The organism is Sanguibacter keddieii DSM 10542 (assembly GCF_000024925.1).
Taxonomy (GTDB): domain Bacteria; phylum Actinomycetota; class Actinomycetes; order Actinomycetales; family Cellulomonadaceae; genus Sanguibacter; species Sanguibacter keddieii.
In genome coordinates this window covers 1,182,261-1,207,025 of sequence record NC_013521.1, presented here as the reverse complement: position 1 = coordinate 1,207,025, position 24,765 = coordinate 1,182,261, and the positions used below count along the sequence as shown (strand labels likewise).

The 24,765-nt window shown below is 71.7% G+C and carries 18 protein-coding genes; 8 read left to right on the top strand and 10 right to left on the bottom strand.

The features are described from left to right. Positions 1-14: 14 nt before the first annotated feature. The gene (locus tag SKED_RS05075; RefSeq protein ID WP_012866056.1) at positions 15-464 is read right to left on the bottom strand and encodes a GNAT family N-acetyltransferase; all 450 of its coding nucleotides are present in this window, start codon (positions 462-464) and stop codon (positions 15-17) included. Positions 465-595: 131 nt separating this feature from the next. Further along, a complete protein-coding gene (gene glgP / locus SKED_RS05070; RefSeq protein ID WP_012866055.1) occupies positions 596-3,163 on the bottom strand; it encodes an alpha-glucan family phosphorylase in 2,568 nt (855 codons plus the stop codon). 428 nt (positions 3,164-3,591) lie between these two features. Here glgP and SKED_RS05060 point away from each other — a divergent pair, with 428 nt between their 5' ends. The 4 genes from SKED_RS05060 (at position 3,592) to glgB (ending at position 11,275) form a co-directional block, all read left to right on the top strand. Further along, entirely contained in the window at positions 3,592-5,583 is a 1,992-nt protein-coding gene (locus SKED_RS05060; RefSeq protein WP_012866052.1) for an alpha-1,4-glucan--maltose-1-phosphate maltosyltransferase, read from the top strand. Continuing rightward, the gene (gene treS, locus SKED_RS05055; protein ID WP_245534608.1) at positions 5,580-7,373 is read left to right on the top strand and encodes a maltose alpha-D-glucosyltransferase; all 1,794 of its coding nucleotides are present in this window, start codon (positions 5,580-5,582) and stop codon (positions 7,371-7,373) included. Before SKED_RS05060 ends, treS begins: the two co-directional genes overlap by 4 nt. A 64-nt stretch (positions 7,374-7,437) precedes the next feature. Further along, positions 7,438-8,958, top strand: a complete 1,521-nt coding sequence (locus SKED_RS05050; RefSeq protein ID WP_042438661.1) for a maltokinase N-terminal cap-like domain-containing protein — start codon at positions 7,438-7,440, stop codon at positions 8,956-8,958. Positions 8,959-9,028: 70 nt separating this feature from the next. Then, complete coding sequence (gene glgB / locus SKED_RS05045; protein ID WP_012866049.1) at positions 9,029-11,275, top strand: 1,4-alpha-glucan branching protein GlgB; 2,247 nt, start codon at positions 9,029-9,031, stop codon at positions 11,273-11,275. Between the two features lie 154 nt (positions 11,276-11,429). Here the strand turns inward: glgB and SKED_RS05040 are convergent, their stop codons facing one another. The 3 genes from SKED_RS05040 to SKED_RS18890 all read right to left on the bottom strand — a co-directional run bounded on the left by SKED_RS05040 (position 11,430) and on the right by SKED_RS18890 (position 14,918). Continuing rightward, a complete protein-coding gene (locus SKED_RS05040) occupies positions 11,430-12,371 on the bottom strand; it encodes a tetratricopeptide repeat protein (RefSeq protein ID WP_012866048.1) in 942 nt (313 codons plus the stop codon). 64 nt (positions 12,372-12,435) lie between these two features. Continuing rightward, positions 12,436-13,434, bottom strand: a complete 999-nt coding sequence (locus SKED_RS05035; protein ID WP_052293872.1) for a DUF8094 domain-containing protein — start codon at positions 13,432-13,434, stop codon at positions 12,436-12,438. After that, positions 13,431-14,918, bottom strand: a complete 1,488-nt coding sequence (locus SKED_RS18890; protein WP_012866046.1) for a hypothetical protein — start codon at positions 14,916-14,918, stop codon at positions 13,431-13,433. The genes SKED_RS05035 and SKED_RS18890 overlap by 4 nt, the downstream gene beginning before the upstream one ends. Positions 14,919-15,220: 302 nt before the next feature. Here SKED_RS18890 and SKED_RS05025 point away from each other — a divergent pair, with 302 nt between their 5' ends. Further along, entirely contained in the window at positions 15,221-17,263 is a 2,043-nt protein-coding gene (locus SKED_RS05025) for a coiled-coil domain-containing protein (RefSeq protein WP_012866045.1), read from the top strand. A 12-nt stretch (positions 17,264-17,275) separates the two neighbouring features. Further along, positions 17,276-17,722 carry a hypothetical protein gene (locus SKED_RS05020; RefSeq protein ID WP_012866044.1) on the top strand — a complete coding sequence of 149 codons (447 nt, stop codon included), beginning with the start codon at positions 17,276-17,278 and terminating at the stop codon, positions 17,720-17,722. Between the two features lie 37 nt (positions 17,723-17,759). On the opposite strand, the gene SKED_RS05015 is transcribed toward SKED_RS05020, so the two are convergent. Together SKED_RS05015 and SKED_RS05010 are read right to left on the bottom strand one after the other, a co-directional pair. Beyond that, a complete protein-coding gene (locus SKED_RS05015; protein WP_012866043.1) occupies positions 17,760-18,629 on the bottom strand; it encodes an alpha/beta fold hydrolase in 870 nt (289 codons plus the stop codon). Between the two features lie 93 nt (positions 18,630-18,722). Beyond that, on the bottom strand, positions 18,723-19,004 hold the full coding sequence (locus SKED_RS05010) for a hypothetical protein (protein WP_012866042.1): 282 nt from the start codon (positions 19,002-19,004) through the stop codon (positions 18,723-18,725). Positions 19,005-19,172: 168 nt separating this feature from the next. Between SKED_RS05010 and SKED_RS05005 the strand changes: the two genes are divergently transcribed. Then, positions 19,173-20,135, top strand: coding sequence for an FKBP-type peptidyl-prolyl cis-trans isomerase (locus SKED_RS05005; RefSeq protein ID WP_012866041.1), 963 nt, complete (start codon positions 19,173-19,175; stop codon positions 20,133-20,135). 147 nt (positions 20,136-20,282) lie between these two features. After that, positions 20,283-20,795, top strand: coding sequence for a phosphoribosyltransferase (locus SKED_RS05000; RefSeq protein ID WP_012866040.1), 513 nt, complete (start codon positions 20,283-20,285; stop codon positions 20,793-20,795). 142 nt (positions 20,796-20,937) lie between these two features. On the opposite strand, the gene nrdF is transcribed toward SKED_RS05000, so the two are convergent. From nrdF to nrdI, 3 genes are all read right to left on the bottom strand, one after another. Next, complete coding sequence (gene nrdF / locus SKED_RS04995) at positions 20,938-21,915, bottom strand: class 1b ribonucleoside-diphosphate reductase subunit beta (RefSeq protein WP_012866039.1); 978 nt, start codon at positions 21,913-21,915, stop codon at positions 20,938-20,940. 319 nt (positions 21,916-22,234) lie between these two features. Beyond that, positions 22,235-24,379, bottom strand: a complete 2,145-nt coding sequence (gene nrdE, locus SKED_RS04990; protein ID WP_042437791.1) for a class 1b ribonucleoside-diphosphate reductase subunit alpha — start codon at positions 24,377-24,379, stop codon at positions 22,235-22,237. Then, on the bottom strand, positions 24,349-24,765 hold the full coding sequence (nrdI, locus tag SKED_RS04985) for a class Ib ribonucleoside-diphosphate reductase assembly flavoprotein NrdI (RefSeq protein WP_012866037.1): 417 nt from the start codon (positions 24,763-24,765) through the stop codon (positions 24,349-24,351). Before nrdI ends, nrdE begins: the two co-directional genes overlap by 31 nt.

Genomic DNA, 24,765 nt, shown 5'->3' with positions numbered 1-24,765 from the left:
CTCAGGGCGCCAGGTCAGATGTCGAGCGCGCCGACGACCTCGCCGAAGAGCTCGACGCCGGTCGGCTCGAAGCCGAGACGCAGGTAGAAGCCCTCGGGCCCGCCCTCGCCGCGCTCCCACAGGACCGTGATGCGGTCGAGACCACGCCGTCGGGCCTCGTCGGCCACCTGCTCGACGGCGAAGCGCCCGACGCCCGAGCGCTGCGCCGAGGCCCCCACCAGGAGCCTCCAGACGCCGGCGCGGAGCTCCTCGATCTCGTTGTCCGGGTCGAAGCTCGCCATGACGAAGCCCACGACCTCGCCGTCGCGCAGCACGACGCGCGGCCAGGCCGGCGGGTTCACGTACGCCTCGGCCACGGACTCGAGCACCGTCGCCACGAACCCCTCCTGCCCCGGCGCGACCCGCAGCGCGGCAGCAGCAGGCAGGTTGTCCGGAGTCAGCTCGACGAGCGCGAAAGAAGACATCCCCCAGTCTCGCACCCCCTTCTCATGCTCGTGGCGCGATGGCGGGACACTCCGGGGAGCGTCGAGCCGTCGCGCCACGAGCATGAGGATCTGACGGGTGGTGCGGGGGTGGTGCGGGTGTGGTGGGGCGGTCAGGCGTTGGCGACGAGGCCGAGCTCGGCGACGTTGGCGAGGCCCGTGTGGCGCGGGACGATGCGCACGGTGTAGCCGAAGGCCCCGGAGAAGTCGAGGACGACCTCGCCGCCGAAGGCGAACCGGCCGTTCTCGTAGGTCTCCGTCACCTCGAGCGACTGCGTCTCGAAGGACGACATCTCGTCCGACTCGGAGACCTTGCCGTGGACCACCTGCACGTCGACGTCCGACGGCGACAGCGCGCCGAGCGAGACGTAGGCGCGCACGGCGAGGCGGTCGCCCACCTGCGGGGACTCCCCGAGCCCTGCGGACTCGACGTGGTCCACGCGGACCTGCGACCAGTCGGACCGGACCGTCGCCTTCCAGCCGGCGAGGTCCTTGGCGCCGGCGTACCCGGAGCCGTGCAGCGCCCGGCCGGCGACGGCGGCGGGTGCGTAGAGCCGTCGGACGTAGTCCTCGACCATGCGGGTCGCCTGGACCTTCGGGCCGAGGGTCGCGAGGGTGTGACGGACCTGCTGCAGCCAGTGCTGCGGGGTGCCGTCCTCACCGCGGTCGTAGAAGCGCTGGGCGACCTGCGACTCGATGAGGTCGTAGAGCGCGGCGGCCTCGAGGTCGTCGCGCCGGTCCGCGTCCTCGACGCCGTCGGCCGTCGGGATGGCCCAGCCGTTCTCGCCGTCGAACCACTCGTCCCACCAGCCGTCGAGGATCGACAGGTTGAGCCCGCCGTTGAGGGCGGCCTTCATGCCCGACGTCCCGCAGGCCTCGAGCGGGCGCAGCGGGTTGTTGAGCCACACGTCGCAGCCCGGGTACAGCGTCTGGGCCATGCCGATGTCGTAGTTCGGCAGGAAGACGATGCGGTGGCGCACCGCGGGGTCGTCGGTGAACTTCACGAGCTGCTGGATGAGGCGCTTGCCCTGGTCGTCGGCGGGGTGCGACTTCCCCGCGATGATCAGCTGGACCGGGCGCTCGGGGTCGAGCAGGAGCGCGCGGAGACGGTCGGGGTCGCGCAGCATGAGCGTGAGCCGCTTGTACGTCGGGACACGACGGGCGAAGCCGATCGTGAGGACGTCGGGCGAGAGCGCCTCGTCCACCCAGCCGAGCTCGGCGGGGCTCGCGCCGCGCTTGCGCCACGACTTGCGCAGCCGGGCGCGGGCGTCCTCGACGGTCTGCGCGCGCAGCTCGCGGCGCACGGCCCACAGCTCCGCGTCGGAGATCGCGTCCGGGTTCAGCCAGCCGGTCGCCCCCTCGAGCTCGGCGGGGGTGAATCGGCTCTCGGCGAGCTCGCTCACGCGACGGTCGACCCAGGTCGGGGCGTGCACGCCGTTGGTGATCGAGCTGATCGGCACCTCGGAGCCGTCGAAGCCCGGCCACAGACCGTTGAACATGCCGCGCGACACCTCGCCGTGCAGCAGCGAGACGCCGTTCGCCCGGCCACCCAGGCGCAGGCCCATGACAGCCATGTTGAAGACGGTCGGGTCGCCGCCCTCGTAGTCCTCGGCCCCGAGGGCGAGGATGCGGTCGAGCGGCACGCCCGCGATCTCGTTGTCCCCGCCGAAGTACTGGCTGATGGTGTCGACGCCAAAGCGGTCGATGCCGGCCGGCACGGGGGTGTGCGTGGTGAAGACCGTCGCGGAGCGGACGGCCTCGAGCGCCTCGTCGACACCGAGGCCGTGCTGCGCGACGAGCTCGGCCACGCGCTCGACACCGAGGAACCCCGCGTGCCCCTCGTTGGTGTGGTAGACCTCGGGCTCCGGCGCGCCGGTGAGGCGCGACCACAGGCGCAGCGCGCGGACGCCGCCGACGCCGAGCAGCAGCTCCTGCTGGAGGCGGTGCTCGCCACCGCCGCCGTACAGGCGGTCGGTGACCTTGCGGGCGAGGTCGTCGTTGTCGGGGATGTTCGAGTCCAGCAGCAGGAGCGGCACCCGGCCCACGGCGGCCATCCACACGTGGGCGTGCAGGGTCCGGCCGGCGGGCAGAGCGATCGAGACGGTCGCGGGCGTGCCGTCGTCCTCGCGGACCAGCGTGATGGGCATGCCGTCGGGGTCGAGCAGCGGGTAGTCCTCGACCTGCCACCCGTCGCGGGTCAGCGACTGGACGAAGTAGCCCGCGCCGTAGAGCAGGCCGACACCGACGATCGGCACACCGAGGTCGGAGGCGCTCTTGAGGTGGTCGCCCGCGAGGATCCCGAGGCCACCGGAGTACTGCGGCAGGACCTTGGTGATGCCGAACTCCGGGGAGAAGTACGCGACCGCGGCCGGGAGGTCGTCACCGGCGCCCTGGTACCAGCGCGGCTCCGTGAGGTACGTACGCAGGCCTGCGGCCTCGGCGCGGACGCGGTCCACGAGCTCCGCGTCGCCCGCGAGCGCGGCGAGCTTCTCGGGGCTCAGCGCCCCCAGGAGAGCGACCGGGTCCGCCTTGACCGAGGCCCAGAGCGCGGGGTCGAGGCTCTCGAACAGGTCGCGGGTCGGGCCGTGCCACGACCAGCGGAGGTTGTGGGCGAGCTCGTCGAGATCCTGGAGCGCGGCGGGGAGGACGGTGCGGACGGTGAACCTGCGGATGGCTTTCACCTGGCTGACACTAACCACCCGACGCCCGCTCCGTCACCAGTGCGCAGGTAAATTCTGCGTGCAGCATCCCGTCCACCCCCCGCAGGCACGTCCCGAGGCCCCCGACCAGGGCTTCGGTCCCGGTCCGCACGACGATTGTGCGCTCCTGAGTGTCCGGACGGGCCGGGAGTCGGTAGGTTCGTCAGGTGACCTCCAAGCGCAGCGCGAAGCCGTCCTCGCGAACCAGTCCTGCTCCCGCTCCGGCCGCCACCCCCGACACCACCAGCAGCCCGGCTGCCGCACCGGCGCAGCCGTCGGCCGCAGCACCGCCAGCACCTCCGGCCCTGTCGGCACAGCCGGCCCCCTCGGCACAGCCGGCACCCCAGACCGCGCCCACGCCCGTCGGTCGGCACTCCGCCGCCGAGCCGCGCGCCGTCGCGGTCCCCCTCGTGGACCCGATCGGCCGCATCCCCGTGGTCGACGTGGCTCCCGTGATCTCCGAGGGCCGCTGGCCCGCGAAGGCGAGCGTCGGCGAGGTCGTCCCCGTCGAGGCGACCGTGTTCCGCGAGGGGCACGACGCCGTCGCGGCCACGGCGGTCCTCGTGTCGCCGACCGGCGAGCGTCTCGAGGCGCGCATGGTCGACATCGCCCCCGGGCTGGACCGCTTCCGCGCCGAGCTCGCGCCGACGTCCGAGGGCGACTGGACCCTGCACGTCGAGGGCTGGTCGGACCCGTACGGCACGTGGGAGCACGACGCGACGGTCAAGATCGAGGCCGGCGTCGACGTGGACCTCATGCTGGCCGAGGGTGCCGCGCTGTTCGAGCGGGTCGCCGCGATGCCCGGGCTCTCGCCCGAGGACGCCCGGCTCGTCGAGGGCACCGTGACGGCGCTGCGCGACGCGACCCGCCCGCCGGAGGCGCGGCTCGCCGCGGCGACCGCACCCGAGGTGCACGCCGCGCTCGACCGCACCCCGCTGCGCGACATGGTCTCGCCGAGCCGCGCCTACCCGCTCCAGGTGGACCGCCCCCTGGCCCTGGCCGGGAGCTGGTACGAGTTCTTCCCGCGGTCCGAGGGGGCCCGTCTCGACGAGGCGTCCGGCACCTGGACCTCGGGCACGCTCACCACCGCCGCCGAGCGCCTCCCCGCGATCGCCGAGATGGGCTTCGACGTCGTGTACCTCACGCCGATCCACCCCATCGGGTCGACCAACCGCAAGGGCCGCAACAACACCCTCGACCCGCAGCCGGGCGACCCCGGGTCCCCCTACGGGATCGGCTCCACCGACGGCGGGCACGACGCGATCCACCCGGACCTGGGGACCTTCGACGACTTCGACGCCTTCGTGGCGCGGTCGCGCGGTCTGGGCATGGAGGTCGCGCTCGACCTCGCCCTCCAGTGCTCCCCCGACCACCCGTGGGTCACCGAGCACCCGGAGTGGTTCACGACGCGCGTCGACGGCTCGATCGCCTACGCCGAGAACCCGCCGAAGAAGTACCAGGACATCTACCCCCTGAACTTCGACAACGACCCCGAGGGCATCTACCTCGAGATCCTGCGCGTCGTCCGGGTGTGGGTCGACCACGGGGTGACGGCGTTCCGCGTCGACAACCCGCACACCAAGCCGCTGCCGTTCTGGGAGCGCCTCATCGCCGAGGTCCGTGTGGACCACCCCGAGGTCATCTTCCTCGCGGAGGCCTTCACCAAGCCCGCGATGATGCACACCCTCGCCAAGATCGGCTTCCACCAGTCGTACACGTACTTCACCTGGCGGAACACCAAGGAGGAGATCACCGAGTACCTCGAGGAGGTCTCCGGTCCGTCGGGCTCGTACATGCGCCCCAGCTTCTGGCCGACCACCCACGACATCCTGCCGCCGTACCTCCAGCAGGGTGGCGTCGCAGGCTTCGCGATCCGCGCGGTGCTCGCGGCGACGTCGTCGCCGACCTGGGGCATCTACTCGGGCTACGAGCTCGCCGAGCGGGTCCCGCGCCCCGGCGTCGAGGAGCAGGTCGACAACGAGAAGTACGAGTACAAGCCCCGCGACTGGTCGCAGGTCACCGAGGTCGGGATCTCGACGCTCCTCACCCGGCTCAACGAGATCCGTCGGGAGCACCCGGCCCTGCGCCAGCTGCGCAACCTCACCGTGCACCCGACGACGGACGACTCGATCATCGCGTTCTCGTCGCACCTCGCGGCCGAGCACTCCCCCACCGGCGTGGCCGACACGGTCGTGACGGTGCTCAACCTCGACCCGCACAGCACCCGCTCGGCGATGGTCTGGTTCGACACCGAGGCCCTCGGCCTGGGCTCCGAGCCCGGCCCGGCCTTCGCGGCACACGACCTGCTCACCGGCGAGACCTACTCGTGGGGCGCGCAGGCGTACGTCCAGCTCGACCCCTGGGCGAACTGCGCCCACATCATCGACGTGAGGCCGCTATGACGCGCGCGACCGACCCGCCCACCATGCCCATCCCCGTCGGGGCTCTGCCGCCGCGGCGCCAGCCGACCGCGCCCGGCGGCGGTGCGAGCGACCTCGCCCCCGACGGCGAGCACAGCTTCCCGGGCCTGTCCGACGACCCGGAGTGGTTCAAGACCGCCGTGTTCTACGAGGTGATCGTCCGGGCCTTCTCCGACTCGACCGGCGCCGGCTCCGGGGACATCCGCGGGCTCATCCAGCGGCTGGACTACCTCCAGTGGCTCGGCATCGACTGCCTGTGGCTGCCGCCGTTCTACCCCTCGCCGCTGCGCGACGGCGGGTACGACGTCGCCGACTACACGGCGATCGCGTCGCAGTACGGCGCGATGGCCGACTTCACCGAGCTCATCGACGAGGCGCACAAGCGCGGCATCCGTGTGGTGATCGACCTCGTGATGAACCACACGAGCGACGAGCACCCGTGGTTCCAGTCGTCGCGCTCGGACCCCGAGGGCCCGTACGGCGACTTCTACGTGTGGAACGACGAGAACACGAAGTACCAGGACGCCCGCATCATCTTCGTGGACACCGAGACGTCCAACTGGACCTTCGACCCCGTGCGCCGGCAGTACTTCTGGCACCGGTTCTTCTCGCACCAGCCCGACCTCAACTTCGAGAACCCCCGGGTCGTCGAGGCGATGATCGAGGTCGCACGGTTCTGGTGCCAGGTGGGTGTCGACGGGTTCCGTCTCGACGCCGTGCCCTACCTGTTCGAGGACGAGGGCACCAACTGCGAGAACCTCCCGGCGACCCACGAGTTCCTGCGCACGGTGCGCAAGGTCATCGACACGGAGTTCCCGGGTCGGATCATGCTCGCCGAGGCGAACCAGTGGCCGGAAGAGGTCGTCGAGTACTACGGCACCGAGGAGGAGCCGGAGTGCCACATGTGCTTCCACTTCCCGGTGATGCCGCGGATCTTCTACTCGATCAAGGACCAGCGGGCCAAGCCGATCATCGACATCCTCGCCGACACCCCGGCCATCCCGGCGGGGGCGCAGTGGGGCACGTTCCTGCGCAACCACGACGAGCTCACGCTCGAGATGGTCTCGACCGAGGAGCGCGCGTCGATGTACGGGTGGTACGCACCCGACCCGCGCATGCGGGCCAACGTGGGTATCCGCCGCCGCCTGGCGCCGCTGCTCGACAACTCCCGCAAGGAGATCGAGCTGGCGCACGCGCTCCTGCTCTCGCTCCCCGGCAGCCCGTGCCTGTACTACGGCGACGAGATCGGGATGGGCGACAACATCTGGCTGCCGGACCGTGACGCGGTCCGCACGCCGATGCAGTGGACCCCCGACCGCAACGCCGGGTTCTCGACGGCCGACCCCGGCAAGCTCTACCTGCCGCTCATCCAGTCGCTGGTGCACAACTACCAGCACACCAACGTCGAGGCGCAGTGGGCACAGCCCACCTCGCTGCTCCACTGGGTGCACGGCATGCTCAAGGTCCGTCGGCAGCACCCCGCCTTCGGCACGGGCACCTTCGTGCCGCTCGAGGCGGACAACGAGTCGGTGCTCGCGTTCCTGCGGGTCACGGAGGCCGAGACGATCCTCTGCGTGACGAACCTCGCGTCGACCGCACGATCGGCCCGGATCAAGGTCCCGGGGCACGCCGGGGCGCACCTCACGGACGTGTTCGGCGGTGCGTCGCTCGGTTCGACGAGCGCCGACGCCGACGTCGTGGTCACCTTGGGGTCACGCGACTTCTACTGGCTGGCCGTCACGGCACCCGAGGACACCCTCGAGGCGTCGTAACCAGCCCGGCGACCACCCACCGGTGGCCGCGGTCCACGACGACGAGGACGGCAGGTTCCCACCCATGGCAGACGCTCGACCCGCACCCACGACCACCGAGCGGCTCGACGCGCCCGACGTCCTCGACGCGGTGCGCGCCTGGCTGCCCGACCGGCGCTGGTTCCCCACGACGGCGGACGCCACGGCGGTGTCCCTCGTCGCCCGGACGGACCTGGGTGTCGACGACCGCGGTGCGCACGCGGTCGTCGACCTGCTGCGCGTGCCCGGGACCTCGTCGTCCTCCCCGATGACGCTCCAGGTGCCGCTCGTCCTCGAGCCGGCCGGCACCCCGCAGGCGACGGTCGACGGACGCGGCGTCGTCGCCGTCCTCGACGACGGGGCGCGGCTGGTCGACGGTGCCTACCACCCGGCCTTCGTGACCGCGTGGCTCGAGCGGGCCTCGTGGTCCGGGTGCCCGGCCGCGACCGCGGCCCGCGACTCCGCGGGCGGCCTCGACGTCCGCGGCCTGCACGTCCTCACCGGCGAGCAGTCCAACACCTCCGTCCTGCTCCCGGCGGTGGCCGGCGGCTCGATGCTCAAGGTCATCCGCGCCCTCGCCCCCGGGCAGAACCCCGACATCGTCGTCCCGCTCGCCCTGGTCCAGGCCGGGTGGGCCGGCGTGCCCGAGCCCTACGCGTGGAGCGAGACCGCCGTCGAGGAGGACCCGACGTCCGTCGGCACGGGCTCAGACGCGAGCACGAGCACCGCAGCACCCCTCCCCCAGCGGTGGAGCACGCACACGGGGGTGCTCGCCGAGCTCGTCCCGCAGGCGCGCGACGGCTTCGAGCTCGCCTGCGACTTCGCCCGCGAGGGCCAGCCCTTCGCCAACCCGGCCCGGGAGCTCGGGACCCAGGTCGCGCAGATGCACAGCGCGCTGCGTCGCGCCTTCGCCTCCGAGGTGCACGAGGCCGACCCGGCCTGGCTGCTCGACGCCATGCAGCGACGGGTGCGCTCCGCGGCAGGTGCGAGCAGCGCGGTCCGCTCACGGGTGGACCAGATCGACGCGTTCCTCGAGCACATGCGCGGCGTCGCCGAGGAGGCGGTCCGGCAGGGGCGCCCGCTGCCGCCCGTCCAGCGGATCCACGGCGACCTGCACCTGGGTCAGGCGCTCTACAGCCCGCAGAAGGGCTGGCGCATCCTCGACTTCGAGGGCGAGCCGCTGCGCCCGCTCACCGAGCGCACCCGTCCGGACCTGGGCGAGCGCGACGTCGCCGGGATGCTCCGGTCCTTCGACTACGCCTCGGCCGTCGGCGGAGCGACCTCGTCGGAGTGGGCGCGCGCAGCACGCCGTGCATTCCTCGAGGGCTACACCGGGTACCTCAGCGTGCCCGGAGCCCTCGGCTTCGGGCGTCCGCCGTCGCTCGCCGACCGGGTGCTCATCCGCGACGCCTTCGAGCTCGACAAGGCCCTGTACGAGGTGGTCTACGAGGAGCGCAACCGCCCGGACTGGATCTCGATCCCGCTCGGGGCCGTCGACCGCGTCCTCGGCGCCCTCCCCAGGCCCGCCACCTCGGCAGACGCCGGACCCGCCGGTCGCCGGGCATGACGCCCCTCCCCTGTGCTCGAGGCGCGCGCCAGTCGCTGCGCCTCGCCCCCGACCATGGAATGGTAGGACTATGACCGACCCCACACCCCCGGCTCCGACGACGACCACGGGACAGCGAGGAGCCCCGGCGGCCCCTCCTGTCCGGGTCCCCGCATCCCCGGAGGACCTCGCGGCCGTCGCGAACGGCACCTTCTTCGCCCCGCACAGCGTGCTGGGCGGTCACGTCGACCCCGCGTCCGGGGCCGTGACCGTCCGCGTGGTGCGCCCGCTCGCCGACGAGGTCCGGGTCATCACCCAGCTGGGCGGCGTCGCCGCCGAGCACGAGCAGGACGGCGTCTGGGTCGCCGTGCTCCCCGATGCCGACGGTCAGGTCCCGGACTACCGGGTGTCCGCCCGCTACGGCGAGGACGTCACGGTCGCGGACGACCCCTACAGGTTCCTGCCGACCGTCGGCGAGCTCGACCAGCACCTCGTCCGCGAGGGACGCCACGAAGAGCTCTGGACCGTCCTCGGTGCCACGGTGAAGACCTTCCCCGGCGTCATCGGAGAGGTGCACGGCACCGCCTTCGCCGTCTGGGCCCCCAACGCCCGCGCGGTCCGCGTGGTCGGGGACTTCAACACCTGGTCCGGCACCGGCCACCCGATGCGCTCCCTGGGTTCGACCGGCATCTGGGAGCTGTTCGTCCCCGACGTCGTCGCCGGCGCACGCTACAAGTTCGAGATCCTCTCGGCCGACGGCTCGTGGCACCAGAAGGCCGACCCGATGGCCAAGGGCACCGAGGTCCCGCCCGCCACGGCGTCGGTGGTCGTCGAGTCCGGCTACGAGTGGCAGGACGCGGGCTGGCTCGAGCGCCGCGCAGCGACCGACCCGCACGACGGCCCGCTGAGCATCTACGAGGTGCACCTCGGCTCGTGGCGCCAGGGCCTGAGCTACCGCGAGCTCGCGACCCAGCTCACCGAGTACGTCGTCGAGACGGGCTTCACGCACGTCGAGCTCATGCCCGTCGCCGAGCACCCCTTCGGCGGCTCCTGGGGCTACCAGGTGACGTCCTACTACGCGCCGACCTCACGGTTCGGCCACCCGGACGACCTGCGGTTCCTCGTGGACTCGCTCCACCAGGCCGGCATCGGCGTGATCGTCGACTGGGTCCCCGCGCACTTCCCCAAGGACTCCTGGGCGCTGGCCCGCTTCGACGGGACGCCGCTGTACGAGCACCCGGACCCGATGCTCGGCGAGCAGCCCGACTGGGGCACGTACGTGTTCAACTTCGGCCGCCCCGAGGTCCGCAACTTCCTCGTGGCGAACGCGACCTACTGGCTCGAGGAGTTCCACGTCGACGCCCTGCGAGTCGACGCCGTCGCGTCGATGCTCTACCTCGACTACTCGCGCGAGCCCGGGCAGTGGCGCCCCAACGCCCACGGCGGGCGGGAGAACCTCGACGCGATCGCCTTCCTCCAGGAGACCAACGCGACGGCGTACCGCCGCACCCCAGGGATCATGATGATCGCCGAGGAGTCGACGGCGTGGCCCGGTGTCACGGCGCCGACCGACGGCGGCGGGCTCGGCTTCGGCCTCAAGTGGAACATGGGGTGGATGAACGACACCCTCCGCTACCTGGCCGAGGAGCCCGTGAACCGTCGGTACCACCACCACGAGGCGACGTTCTCGCTCGTGTACGCGTACTCGGAGCAGTTCGTCCTGCCCATCAGCCACGACGAGGTCGTGCACGGCAAGGGCTCGCTGCTGCGCAAGATGCCCGGGGACGACTGGCAGCAGCTCGCCGGGGTCCGCGCGCTCTTCGCGTACCAGTGGGCGCACCCGGGCAAGAAGCTCACGTTCATGGGCAACGAGCTGGCGCAGGGCACGGAGTGGGCCGAGTCCCGCAGCCTCGACTGGTACCTGCTCGACCACGCGCCGCACGCGGGGGTCCAGCGTCTGGTCCGCGACCTCAACGCCGTGTACCGCGAGCACCCCGCGCTGTGGGCGCTCGACCACGACCCGGCGGGCTTCGAGTGGCTCGACGCCTCGGACGCCGACCACAACGTGCTCTCGTTCCTGCGTCGCGACCGTGACGGCGGTGTCGTGGCCGTGGTGGTGAACTTCGCCGGGACGGCGCACGCCGACTACCGCGTCCCGCTGCCCAGCGCCGGTCGCTGGCGCGAGGTGCTCAACACCGACGCGGAGGCGTACGGCGGCTCGGGCGTCGGCAACCTCGGTGCGGTGCACGCCGAGGACGTCCCGTGGACCGGGAGACCGTTCTCGGCGGTGGTGCAGGTCCCGCCGCTCGGCGCGGTGTACCTCACGCCCGAGGGCTGAGCGAGCGCTGAGGCGCTGGTCGTCGGTCGCCCTCCGGGGCGGCCGGTGGCCGACGGCCGGCGCGACAGCCAGGCAGCACGGCAGAGGGGACCACGGTGAGCCGTGGTCCCCTCTGCCGTGCCCGTCAGACCGGGCGGTGCGTCGGTGCTGCGCGTCAGTACAGCGCGTTGGTCAGTGCGCGGCGTGCCGGCGAGACGCGCGGGTCCTGCGGTCCGAGCAGGTCGAAGTACTCGACGAGGCGCTTGCGGAGCACGTCCTTGTCGTCGGCCCCCGGGACCAGCTCGATGAGCCGTCCCAGCGCGTCCTCGACCTTGCCGCCGGCGATGTCCATGTCGGCGACCGCGAGCTGGGCCTCGACGTCGGTGGGACGCTCGGCCGCGGCGGCGCGGACAGCCGCGAGGTCGGCGTCGCGGGTGCGCAGCAGGAGTCGGGCCTGGGCCAGGCCTGCCGGGGCGAGCTGGTCGCGCGGGTCCTCGCGGAGCGCCTGCTCGTAGGCGGCGACCGCCAGCTCCAGGTCGCCGGCCTCGATGGCCTCGTAGGCCTTGCGGTGCAGCGGCGGGAGCTCGGGCTCGGGCTCGGCGGCGGGTGCCGGGACCTGCTGCTGTCCCTCCGGCGGCGCGAGGACCCCGGTGACGCCGTTCTGCTCGGCTGCGGTGAGCAGCTCGTCGAGGACGGAGCGGATCTGCGCGTCGTCGGCGACGCCCTGGAACAGCGGCACCGGCTGCTGCCCGAGGATCGCGACGACCGTCGGGAAGCCCTGGACCTGGAACGCCTGGGCGATCTGCGGGTAGGCCGACGCGTCGATGCGGGCGAGCAGGAACCGGCCCGCGTACTCCTGCGTGAGCGTGCCGAGGGTCGTCGCGAGCCGGGCGTTCTCCGCGTCGGTCGGCAGCCAGAGCAGCGCGACCACGGGGACCTGGGCCGACTGCTGCACGACCGACGGGAACATCTCGTCGGTGATGTCGACGACGAAGCCGCCCGCGGCGGGAGCGCCGCCGGGCGTACCGGGCGGCGGGGCGGACGGCCGTCCGAGGGACGACAGGTCGACCGCTCCGCGGACGTCGAACTGGGAACCGGGGGCACCTGGCTGACTCATGGGTCCTATCTTTCCATCCGTCGGTGACACGTGGCGAACCGCCCGTGGCTCGTGCTGGGCGCTGTCAGGGGATCGAGGCGGAGGTCGTGAGGAACTCGCTGCCGACGACCGTCGTGCCGATCTCGCCACCCTCGGCGGGAGGGACGTAGATGCCGACGAGGATCGTGCGGCCGTAGGACACGGAGTTCGAGTCGGGGACGTCGCCGATGAGCGCGCGCTGCGCGGCGTTCGGGGACACGACGGCCCCTTCCTCGCCCGTGAGCGTCGAGGTCGAGTCGATCTGCGCGACGACCAGCGCACCGCCGTCGTCCGTGCGCACCGCGCGCAGCGCCCCCTCCGGCGCGGCGTAGGTCTCCGTGAACGTCCCGCTGAGCTCTTCCGCGATCGTCGACTGCTTGGTGAAGGCGTCGGCCATGGCGGCCCGCAGCGGGTCGTCCGGGAAGTCGGCGGCGAAGGCCGACTCCTCCCGGGAGGTCAGGACGTCGGCGTAGCGCGCGACGGCGTCGGCCGGGGTCATGAGCAGGCTGGCGTCGTCGGGCGCCACGGACTCGGTCCCGACGTTCGGTGCGGCGAAGGTCGGCAGGGTGATGGAGGGGAACAGCCGGATCCATGCCCAGAGCTTGTACTGGTCACGTGCTGTCGCCTGGTCGAGCACGTACATGCGCTCGGTCCCGAGGTCCTCCGGGCGCACCGAGACGGACAGCGCGGTGCGCGGCCACGTCTGGGTGGTCGGGAGGATCTCCGACTGCACGGTCGTGGGGAGCTCGGTGAGCCCGTCCGTGCTGCCCACCGCGGCAGCCACCTGGAGCTCGACGGTGCGCAGCGCGAGGGCGGGACCGGTGAGGCGCGGCTCCAGCTCGGCGGGGTCGAGGGTGGTCGACGCGTCGCCGAGGGCGACCCCGACCGCCTCGTAGACCGCCGCGTCCTGGACGCTCGAGAGGACGGGCGGCGCCACGCTGGGCGCCGGGTCGGTCTGGACCGTGGGGAGCTCGGGGGTGCACGCGGTGAGCGCGACCATCCCGGCGGCCACGAGGACGAGGGCGCGGGGGGCGCGGCGCATCATTCGGAGTCCTTGGTGGTGTCGTCGGTCGGTGACGGGGCGTCTGCGGCACCGTCGGCGTCGGTCGGTGCCACGGGCGGCCGGGCGGGCTGGGCCCACGGCGAGCGAGGAGCGCTCCACGCCGAGGGCTGCTGCTCGCGCCGGATCCTGCGGGCCGGTGCGCTCTCGTCGCCCGAGCGCAGCGTGATCCGCTGGAACGGCGAGGCCTGGTCGACCGGGCGGACCGGGGGCAGCTGCGTCGCAGGCTTCGCCACGGACGGGGTACCCGCAGGACGCGTGGCCGGAGGCGTGACGCCCGGGGTCGACGGTGCTGCGGCTGGCGCCGGAGAAGCACCGGGGGCGGGCGAGGGCGTCGCAGCAGCCGGTGTCGTCGGCGTCGTGGGTGCGGACGGCGTCGTAGGTGCGGACGGGGTCGTGGCGGAAGGCGCGGCGGTCGAGCCGGTCGCAGCCGTCGTCGAGGGGTCGGCCGCATCGGGCGTCCGGACGCCCCAGGCGGCGCGCCAGCTCGAGCCGGAGGTGGACCCGGTGCCCTCGGGCAGCCAGGCCGGACGGTGCGGCTCGGGCGCAGCGTCTGCGGCGGCGGTCTTCTCCGCAGCGCCGTCCTGCTCGTCGGCCGGCTTGACCACCGGGATGGCCCCGGTCCACGGCCACTGGCGCTTCGGGCGTGCGGCGGCCTCGGTGGCCTCCTGCTGCTCGCGCTCGGCCCGCTCACGCAGCTGGCGACGGGTCAGCGTCCCGGTCGCGGGAGCGTCCTCGGCCGTCGCGACGCTCGCGGAGCGGGCGGGTACGGGCGCGTTCGACCGGCGACGACGTCCGACCAGCAGGCCGTAGAGGAGCCCGAGGACCACGAGCAGCACGCCGAGCGCGACACCGGGCCACAGCAGCGGGGTGGTGACCTCGCGCGGCCACGAGAGCGTGAGCTGCGGCGCTGCCGCGTCCTCGCCGACGGCGGCCACGAGCATCACCTGGTCGGTCGACGAGGCGTCCCAGCGGAGCGAGGCGCTCCCGGTGCCGCTCGTCTCGGTGACCCACATGTCAGAGCCAGCAGGGTTCGGGCCTGGGGCGACGGGCTCAGCCGCCGCGTCGTCGGTGGCTGCGTCGGTCGCTGCTTCTTCCGTCGCAGCCTCGTCGGTCGCGGCCTCGTCCTCACCGGACTTCTCGACCGTGGCGACGGTGAGCGTGTCCCAGTCCGAGGCACCGGTGACCACGCGTGCGGGGTCGTCGCCGACCCATCCCTCGACGTCCACCTGGGACCCGACGGCGATCACGACCGTGGCGTCCTCAGAGGACCGCGCGGTGACGGTGACGTCCTCGTCCACGAGGGAGAGGACTCCCGGTGCCGTGGTCAGCAGGGTCGCCCCGGACGCGTCGGCGGTCGTGGAGACGGCGCCCGTGGTCATGACCGCGGTGTCGCTCGGGCGCCAGACGGTTGCAGACGCGACGCCGAGGCCCGCGACGACGAGCCCGGCGACCACGAGGCCGACCATAACGATTCTGTGCAGCACTGAGTGTTCCCTTCCGAACCTGATCTGTCAGCGTAGCGCCCGGCACCTTCCCGTGACGTGCCACGACGTCCCCGGACCACGGTCCGGGCACGGGGTTGCGGGGCGTGTTCACGAGACCGTCGAACCGATAGGGTGGTGGCGACCGAGCCTGTGCCGCAGTCAGCCCTCGTCAGAGAGGCCGGCTCACGCGGCCCCGGCACGCGCGACCACGCTCCGCCCACTCCTCGCCCCGGGCATGTGAATGTTCGGTGCAGCCTGCCCAACCCCGACCACGGAGGTCTGCTGTGTCCGACGAACGTCCGATCTTCCCTGTCGTCATGCGCGGCTACGACCGCAGCCAGGTCGACGGCCGGGTGAGGTCGCTCGAGTCGGCCCTCGCGGAGGCGCAGGCACGGGCCGAGGCGCTCGACGCCGACGTCCGCCGGACCGCGGGTGAGCTCAGCGCGGCACAGGACCAGCTGAGCGAGATCGACCGCCCGTCCTACGCAGGCCTCGGGTCCCGCATCGAGCAGCTCATGCGCTCGGCCGAGGAGCAGTCGAGCGACGTCATGGCGCAGGCGACCAGCCAGGCGCACGAGACCGTCGAGCGCGCCCGCCAGACCTCCACGCAGATCCGGTCGCGCGCCGAGAACGAGGCCGCCGAGATCCTCGCCGCCGCCCGCCGCGAGGCCGAGGAGGTCCGCACTGCGGCCGCCAACGAGGCGCACACGACCACCGAGTCGGCCGAGCGCCGCGCCGAGGAGCTCGTCGGGTCCGCCGAGCGCGAGGCCGCCCGCATCCAGACGGCCATCGCGACCGAGGAGACCGAGCGCCGCACGGCCCTCGAGCGCGAGCTCGGGACCCTGCGCGCGACGACCGAGCGCGAGACCACCGAGCTGCGGGTCACGACCGAGCGCGACGCGGACGAGCTCCGCACCCGCACGGAGGCCGAGACCACGACCCAGCGCGAGGAGGCCGACCGCTACTCCCGCGAGCTGCGCGCCTCCGCAGACGTCGAGACCTCCACGCTGCGCCACACCACCGAGACCGAGACCGCCGAGCTCCGCCGCTCGACCGAGGCGCAGGCGGCCCAGCTGCGCACGACGACGGCGCGCGAGACGGACGAGCTCCGTCAGCGGACCGAGTCGGACGCCGCCGCGCTGCGCACCGCGGTCGAGGACGAGGCCACCACCCGTCGCAACGAGCTCGACCGCGAGCTCGCGACGCTGCGGCAGGAGACCGAGGCGGAGATCGCCTCGCTCCGCTTCGGTGTCGACCAGGAGCTCGACGCCCTGCGCCTGCAGGCCGAGCACGACCTCAACGACCTGCGCGCCACGACCCAGGGCACGGTCAACGAGCAGCTGGCCAACGCCCAGCTGCAGGCCTCGCACCTCGTCGAGACCGCGCAGCGGGAGACCACCGAGCTCCGCGACACGGCCGCGCGCGAGACCACCGAGCTCCGCGACACCACCACCCGCGAGACCACCGAGCTCCGCGAGACCACGACCATCGAGGCCGAGCGGCTCGTCTCCGACGCCCGCCGCGAGGCCGAGGACGTCCTGTCGAGCGCCCGCGACGAGGCGTCGACCCTGCTGACCACCGCACGCGAGACCCTCGCTGCGGCCGAGCTCGACATCGCGGCCAAGCACGAGGCCGCGCAGCTCGCCGACACCGAGCTGCACGCGCAGAGCAAGGCCGAGACCGACAAGCTGCTCTCGGACGCCGAGCGTCACGCGGCCGAGGCCGAGCGCCGGGCTGCCGAGGCCCTCGCGACCTACGAGCAGATCCGCAAGGACTCGGACGCCCACGCCAAGGAGTCGGCCGAGGCGGCGCGCGCGTCGGCCGCGGAGATCCTCGGGTCCGCACGCCAGCAGTCGCAGGAGACGCTCTCGGACGCGCTCATCGAGTCGGAGCGCGAGCGGTCGACCGCCCAGCGCCAGGTCGACGACCTCAACCGCCAGCGCGAGTCCATCACCGCGTACCTCGACGAGCTGCGCTCGCTGCTGGGCAGCGAGCCGATCCCGAGCGCGCAGACCCTCGAGAAGGCTGCGGCCGTCGAGGAGTCCTTCGCGGCCGCGACCTCAGGCACCAGCACCCCGGAGCCGACCGTCGTCGACGCCGAGCCCGAGGCACCTGCCCCGAGCCCTGCGCCCGCGCCGAAGGCGAAGAAGGCCCCGCGTCCCGCACCGCTGTCGGCGCAGGGGACCCCGGCGCAGCAGGCCCGCAAGGCCGCACCCGCCAAGTCGGCCCGTCCGGCACCGGTGTCGGCGGCGCCGTCGAGCGCCCCTGAGACCGAGGGCGAGCCCGTCGGGGCAGATGCTGACGAGCCGTCGGCCGCCGAGCGCTGACGGTCTCACCCGATGACCGCAGGCAACGCCTCGTCGGACGCCGCGTGGCGCGAGGAACGCTCGCGCAACGCGGCGCACCAGGCCGCCGGGCTCGAGCGACGACGTGCCGCCGAGTCGGCCCAGGCTCGTGAGCTGATCCACGAGTTCGTCGCACGTGCGACCGCGCAGGGCGTACCGACCGTCCGCCTGGTCGCCCGTGCGTACCGGGGCAACGGGCGCTACCGCACGACGATCGACGGCTGGTACCTGCGCAAGAACCAGAGCGTCGGCGTCGGGACCGACGGCGAGTTCTACGTCCTCTCGGTCGAGGGGTCGCTGCGCACCCGCCTGCGGGGCGCGCAGGTCCAGCCGAGCGACCCGCCGCTCGTCCTCGGGCAGGGCGCCCGCGACGGAGAGTCGATCGACCTCACCGAGGCCCTGGCACGCGCCCTCGCCGGCACCACGGGTGGCCCGGCGTAAGACGTCCGGTCACGGGAGTCGGCACCGATGCCGCCAGCTACGCCCCGGGCTCGGTGATCTCACCGTCGCGGCGTACCAGCTCGGCGAGGGCCTCGGCGACAGCACCCGGCGCCTCGACGGCACTGAGGTGCCCGGCCCCCGGCACGACGACCAGCGCCGCGTCCGGCGCGGTGCCGGCCATCAGCTGCGCGCCGTCCAGGGGCGTCACGGTGTCGTCCTCCCCCACGACCACGACCACCGGGCCGCCGAAGCCGGCGAGGACCTCGGTACGGTCGGGCCTCGACGCCATCGCCCGCTGGGACCAGGCGACGCCGCTCGGACGCTGCTGGCCGATCCAGCCGGAGACCTCGTCGGGCAGCCCCGGGTGCTCGCCCACGCTGGTCGCGCTGAGGAGCGAGCCGACCATCCCGAGGACCGGCTCGACCGACCCGGAGGCCTCCACCTCGTCGGCGACACGCAACCGGTTGGCACGCGCCTCGTCGGCGTCGGCCGTGGCCTTGGTGTCGACGAGCGCGAGCCCGGCGACCAGGTCGGGGTGGCGCTCTGCGAGAGCGAGGGCGACGTAGCCACCCATGGACAGCCCTGCGACGAGCGCGCGCTGGTGTCCTGCGTCGCGCACCGCGGCGGCGACGGCGTCGGCCGAGGCGTCGAGGCTCGGTGCGTCCCCGTCCGGCAGCGGGGCCGAGCCCAGCCCAGGCAGGTCTGGCGCGAGCACGGGGATGCCGACGTCGAGCGCCTCGACCACGCCGTCCCACATGCGGTGGTCGACCGGGAAGCCGTGCAGGAGGACGAGCACGGTGCCTGCGTCGTGGGCCGGGGCGGCGTGCTCGCTGCGGTCTGCCTCCGGGCGGGTCGGCGTGCCGGGCTGGTCGTCGAGGGTCTGGTCGTCGAGGGTCTGGTCGGTCATGTGCGGGCCTCTTCTCGTCGGTCGGTCTGCGCTTCGGTCGAGCGTTTCGGGTCGACGCTGCGGTGCGTCGCTCCGGTGCGTCGTGGGTCGGGGTCAGCCCCAGCAGCGGGTGTGCCAGTGACGACGCTCGGCGAGCGCGGCCTCGCGCCCGAAGAGCGAGTCGCTCGCCCACGCGACCACGTGCGGCGCGCCCGCGGGCACGGGCTGGTGGCAGCCGGGGCAGGTGTAGGTCTTCTCGCTCGAGCGGACGCTCTGGACGGTCCACTCCTCGCCGCGACGGGTCTCGGTCCGGCGGCCGCCCGTGGCGCGCTCGAGGTCGAGAGGGCGCGGTTCTTCGCTGTACGGGCGGCGGGAGGAGCGGCGGGACGACGGCATCGGACCATTCTCCCCTGCCGGCGCCGGGGCGACCAGCCGTGCTCGTCGTGTGCACGGTCGGTGCACGGGTCGTAGGGGCTCGTGCGGTCCAGGCTCCGCACAGAGAGGGGGGCTACAGTTGTCGAGGCCGTTGACCGCGGCACATCCCCGGATCGAAGGACTGACGTCTTGAAGCACCGCACCGCGCGCGGAGTGACCGCGCTCACCATCGCCACCGCGCTCCTCCTCGCGGGATGCGGAAGCTCCGACGGAGACGACGCCACCCCCTCGGCCAGCGCGACCGACGCTGCGGCCGAGGCTCCAGAACCCACCGCCGAGGACGTCGCGGCCCTCGACGCCGTCACCGTGACCGGTGACGCCGGCACCGAGCCGACTCTCGAGTTCGAGTCGCCGCTCACCGTCACGGCACCGACCGTGCGGGTCCTCGACGAGGGCACCGGCGACGAGATGACCGAGGCGAGCCTCGCGTCGATGCAGTCCGTCGTCTACAACGCGGCCGACGGCACGGTCGTCGACTCCAGCTGGTCCGAGGAGGCCGCCCCCGAGTGGGACCTGGCGACCGACTTCTCCGGCGTCCCTGCCCTGCAGGAGGCCCTCGTCGGCAAGAAGGTCGGCACCCGCATCCTCTTCGCCCAGACGGGCTCTGATGGCGCCACCTACCTGTACGTCTTCGACTCGGTGAGCGTGCGCGACACCCCGACCCGCGCCGAGGGCGAGGTCGTCGCCCCGGCCGACGGTCTGCCGACCGTCACCCTGGCCGAGGACGGCGCGCCGAGCATCTCGATCCCGGACGGCTACACCGCTCCGGCCGAGCTCGTCGCGCAGACGCTCATCAAGGGCACCGGCCCGGTCGTGACCGAGGGCCAGAACGTCCAGGTCCAGTACACGGGCTGGAAGGTCGCCGACGGCGAGCAGTTCGACTCCTCGTGGGAGCGCGGCGCACCGTTCGTCGTGAACGGCCTCGGCTCCGGCCAGGTCATCGCGGGCTGGGACCAGGGCCTCGTCGGCCAGACGGTCGGCAGCCAGGTGCTCCTGGTCATCCCGAAGGACCTCGCGTACGGCGCGAGCGAGGGCAGCGAGCTCAAGGACGACGACCTCGTGTTCGTCGTGGACATCCTCCGCGCGGGCTGACGCCAGCACCGCTCGACCGAGAGCCCCGGACCCTTGCGGTCCGGGGCTCTCGGCGTCTGGGGGGCGCGTCGGCGGCGCGGGTCAGCGGACGCCGCCCAGGACCTTCGGTCGCACCCCGGGGTGCGGTGCGCCCCGTATCGTTGGGGGGTGAGCGAACTCAGCACCCCCAGCCCTGCCCGTGAAGTCCTGACGTGGGAGACCTTCGGTGTCGCCTCGCGTGAGCTGGCCGAGAAGGTGGTGGCGAGCGGGTTCCTCCCCGACGTCGTCGTCGCGGTCGCCCGGGGCGGCCTGCTCCCCGGTGGTGCTGTCGCCTACGCCCTGGGCACCAAGGGCGTCGGGACGCTCAACGTCGAGTTCTACACGGACATCGGCGAGACCCTCCCGGACCCGCGCGTCCTGCCGCCCCTCATGGACACCTCGGAGCTGCCCGGCTCGAAGGTCCTCGTCGTCGACGACGTGGCCGACTCGGGCCGCACCCTCGAGCTCGTGATGCGGATGATGGCGGCCAAGGGCGTGGAGGCCCGCTCCGCGGTCCTGTACTCCAAGCCTCGCTCCATCGTCACGCCGGACTACTCGTGGAAGGACACGGACCTGTGGATCACCTTCCCCTGGTCCGCCCAGCCGCCCGTCGAGGGCGCGCACACCGCTGCTCCCGAGTGACACCCACGGGACCGACCAGCCCCTGACCTCCTCCCGCCTGCGAGAGCTGCCTCTCGGAGCTCTTCGCGGCCTCGCACAGACGACAGAGCCCCCGCCCGCCCCTCTCGGGGTCGGACGGGGGCTCTGGTCGTTCAGACCGGGGTCAGAAGTCCCAGTCCTCGTCTTCGGTGTTGACGGCCTTGCCGATGACGTAGGAGGAGCCGGAGCCGGAGAAGAAGTCGTGGTTCTCGTCGGCGTTGGGGCTGAGGGCCGAGAGGATCGCGGGGTTGACGTCGGTCTCGTCCTTGGGGAAGAGGCCTTCGTAGCCGAGGTTCATGAGCGCCTTGTTGGCGTTGTACCGCAGGAACTTCTTGACGTCCTCGGTGAGGCCGACACCGTCGTAGAGGTCGGCGGTGTACTGGACCTCGTTCTCGTAGAGCTCGAAGAGGAGCTCGAAGGTGTAGGCCTTCATCTCGTCGCGCTCGGCGGGGCTGAGCTTCTCGAGTCCCTTCTGGTACTTGTAGCCGATGTAGTACCCGTGGACGGCCTCGTCGCGGATGATGAGGCGGATGAGGTCGGCCGTGTTGGTGAGCTTGGCGCGGCTGGACCAGTACATCGGCAGGTAGAAGCCGGAGTAGAAGAGGAAGGACTCGAGCAGCGTCGAGGCGACCTTCCGCTTGAGGGGCGAGTCGCCGTGGTAGTACTCGAGGACGATCTCGGCCTTGCGCTGGAGGTTGGCGTTCTCCTCCGACCAGCGGAACGCGTCGTCGATCTCCTGCGTGGAGATGAGCGTGGAGAAGATCGAGGAGTAGCTCTTGGCGTGGACCGACTCCATGAACGCGATGTTCGTGTAGACGGCTTCCTCGTGCGGCGTGATGGCGTCAGGGATGAGGCTGACGGCACCGACGGTCCCCTGGATGGTGTCGAGGAGCGTCAGCCCCGTGAACACACGGGTGGTGAGCTCCTTCTCGACGGGCGTGAGCGTCGCCCACGACTGGATGTCGTTGGACACCGGGACCTTCTCGGGCAGCCAGAAGTTCCCCGTGAGCCTGTCCCAGACCTCGGAGTCCTTCTCGTCCTCGACACGGTTCCAGTTGATCGCCTGGACCCGGCTGACCAGCTTGAGCTTTCCGGTGGACATCGCTCTGAACTCCCTCTCCCACCGACATCGATGGGGACTGACCAAACATCAAGAACCACACACCAGCAGGCACGAACCCACTGGCTTCCAGCAACACCCTACGTTCCCACCAGACCGCTCCAGGCTGAGCGCCTGGAGCGGTTCGAGGCAACAGCAGTCACACCCGACACAGCACCCCGCAACGCTCACCCAGCCGCACGCCGGCGAGGTCACGAGGTAGCACCTGGAGCGGACGAGGTCTGCGATCGTGGTGGGCCTGGCAGGCCGCCTGCGGCCCGGCGATCGCAGACCTCGTCCGCGGAAGGTGCGGACTACAGCATCACAGCATGCAGGAGACGCAACCCTCGACCTCGGTCCCCTCCAGCGCCAGCTGACGCAACCGGATGTAGTACAGCGTCTTGATCCCCTTGCGCCACGCGTAGATCTGCGCGCGGTTGACGTCACGCGTGGTCGCGGTGTCCTTGAAGAACAGCGTGAGCGAGAGTCCCTGGTCGACGTGCTGCGTGGCCGCGGCGTAGGTGTCGATGATCTTCTCGTAGCCGATCTCGTACGCGTCCTGGTAGTACTCCAGGTTGTCGTTGGTGAGGTACGGCGCCGGGTAGTAGACGCGCCCGATCTTGCCTTCCTTGCGGATCTCGATCTTCGAGGCCACGGGGTGGATCGAGGAGGTCGAGTTGTTGATGTAGCTGATGGAACCGGTCGGCGGCACGGCCTGGAGGTTCTGGTTGTAGATGCCGTGCTCCATGACGGATGCCTTGAGCTCGGCCCAGTCCTGCTGGGTGGGGATGTGCACGCCGGCGTCGGCGAAGATCTGGCGGACGCGGTCGGTGGCGGGCTCCCACACCTGGTCGGTGTACTTGTCGAAGTACTCGCCGGTGGCGTACTTGGAGTCCTCGAACCCGCCGAAGAAGCGCTTGCGCTCGATGGCGAGGCGGTTGGACGCTGCGATCGCGTGGAAGGCGACCGTGTAGAAGTAGATGTTGGTGAAGTCGATGCCCTCTTCGGAGCCGTAGAACACCCGCTCGCGTGCGAGGTAGCCGTGGAGGTTCATCTGGCCGAGGCCGATGGCGTGGCCGGACTCGTTGGCGCGTCGGATCGACGGGACGGAGTCGATGCTCGTCTGGTCGGAGACGGCGGTGAGGGCACGGATCGCGGTGTCGATGGTCTTGGCGAAGTCGGGCGAGTCCATGGCCTTGGCGATGTTCATGGAGCCGAGGTTGCAGGAGATGTCGCGCCCGATGTGCTCGTACGAGAGGTCGTCGTTGTAGGTCGACGGGGTCGAGACCTGGAGGATCTCGGAGCAGAGGTTCGAGTGCGTGATGCGGCCCTTGATGGGGTTGGCCGCGTTGACGGTGTCCTCGAACATGACGTACGGGTAGCCGGACTCGAACTGGAGCTCGGCGAGGGTCTGGAAGAACTCGCGGGCCTTGATCTTCGTCTTGCGGATGCGTCCGTCGTCGACCATCTCGTGGTACTTCTCGGAGATGGCGACGTCGGCGAAGGGCTTGCCGTAGACGCGCTCGACGTCGTAGGGCGAGAAGAGGTACATGTCCTCGTTCTTGCGGGCGAGCTCGAAGGTGATGTCGGGGATGACGACACCGAGCGAGAGCGTCTTGATGCGGATCTTCTCGTCGGCGTTCTCACGCTTGGTGTCGAGGAACCGCATGATGTCGGGGTGGTGCGCGTGCAGGTACACGGCTCCGGCGCCCTGGCGCGCTCCGAGCTGGTTGGCGTAGGAGAAGGAGTCTTCGAGGAGCTTCATCACGGGGATGACGCCGGAGGACTGGTTCTCGATGTGCTTGATGGGTGCGCCGTGCTCACGGATGTTGCTGAGCAGGAGGGCGACGCCGCCGCCGCGCTTGGAGAGCTGGAGGGCGGAGTTGATGCCGCGGGCGATCGACTCCATGTTGTCCTCGATGCGGAGGAGGAAGCAGGAGACGGCCTCGCCGCGCTGCGCCTTGCCCGAGTTGAGGAAGGTGGGGGTGGCGGGCTGGAAGCGCCCGGCGATGATCTCCTCGACGACGTTGACGGCCGTGGTCTCGTCGCCGTCGGCGAGGGTCAGGGCCACCATGCAGACGCGGTCTTCGAAGCGCTCGAGGTAGCGCTTGCCGTCGAAGGTCTTGAGCGTGTACGAGGTGTAGTACTTGAAGGCGCCGAGGAAGGTCTCGAAGCGGAACTTCTTGGAGTACGCGAGGTCGAAGAGCGACTTCACGAAGGCGGGGGTGTACTTCGCGAGGATCTCGGGCTCGTAGTACTTGTTCTCGACGAGGTACTCGAGCTTCTCCTCGAGGCTGTGGAAGAAGACCGTGTTCTGGTTGACGTGCTGCAGGAAGTACTGCCGCGCAGCCTGCCGGTCCTTGTCGAACTGGATCTCGCCGTCCGGTCCGTAGAGGTTGAGCATCGCGTTGAGCGAGTGGTAGTCGAGCTCGGTCTCTAGGCCGACTTCAGTGACTGTCGTTGCCAAAACTGTTCCAATCCTTCGCGGACGCGGAGAACGTCCTCGGTCGTCCCGAGGAGCTCGAAGCCGTAGAGGTACGGCACGGAGCACTTCTGGGAGACGATGGCGCCGGCGAGGCAGTAGGCCTCGCCGAAGTTGGTGTTCCCGGCGGCGATGACGCCCCGGATGAGCGACCGGTTCTGCTGGTCGTTGAGGAACTTGACGACCTGACGGGGCACTGCCCCGCCGTCGTTGCCTCCGCCGTAGGTCGGGACGACCAGGACGTAGGGCTCGTCGACCTGGAGAAACCCGTCCGCCGGGCGCAGCGGGATGCGCTGCGCCTCGACGTCGAGCTTCTGGACGAACCTGTGGGTGTTCTCCGAGGTGCTGGAGAAGTAGACGAGGCGTGCCAC

Bases quoted from the DNA above. Each gene is read 5' to 3' on its own strand.
- SKED_RS05075 (WP_012866056.1), bottom strand. From the start codon at position 464: ATGTCTTCTTTCGCGCTCGTCGAGCTGACTCCGGACAACCTGCCTGCT.
- treS (WP_245534608.1), top strand. From the start codon at position 5,580: ATGACGCGCGCGACCGACCCGCCCACCATGCCCATCCCCGTCGGGGCT.
- SKED_RS05050 (WP_042438661.1), top strand. From the start codon at position 7,438: ATGGCAGACGCTCGACCCGCACCCACGACCACCGAGCGGCTCGACGCG.
- glgB (WP_012866049.1), top strand. From the start codon at position 9,029: ATGACCGACCCCACACCCCCGGCTCCGACGACGACCACGGGACAGCGA.
- SKED_RS05040 (WP_012866048.1), bottom strand. From the start codon at position 12,371: ATGAGTCAGCCAGGTGCCCCCGGTTCCCAGTTCGACGTCCGCGGAGCG.
- SKED_RS05035 (WP_052293872.1), bottom strand. From the start codon at position 13,434: ATGATGCGCCGCGCCCCCCGCGCCCTCGTCCTCGTGGCCGCCGGGATG.
- SKED_RS18890 (WP_012866046.1), bottom strand. From the start codon at position 14,918: ATGGTCGGCCTCGTGGTCGCCGGGCTCGTCGTCGCGGGCCTCGGCGTC.
- SKED_RS05020 (WP_012866044.1), top strand. From the start codon at position 17,276: ATGACCGCAGGCAACGCCTCGTCGGACGCCGCGTGGCGCGAGGAACGC.
- SKED_RS05015 (WP_012866043.1), bottom strand. From the start codon at position 18,629: ATGACCGACCAGACCCTCGACGACCAGACCCTCGACGACCAGCCCGGC.
- SKED_RS05010 (WP_012866042.1), bottom strand. From the start codon at position 19,004: ATGCCGTCGTCCCGCCGCTCCTCCCGCCGCCCGTACAGCGAAGAACCG.
- nrdF (WP_012866039.1), bottom strand. From the start codon at position 21,915: ATGTCCACCGGAAAGCTCAAGCTGGTCAGCCGGGTCCAGGCGATCAAC.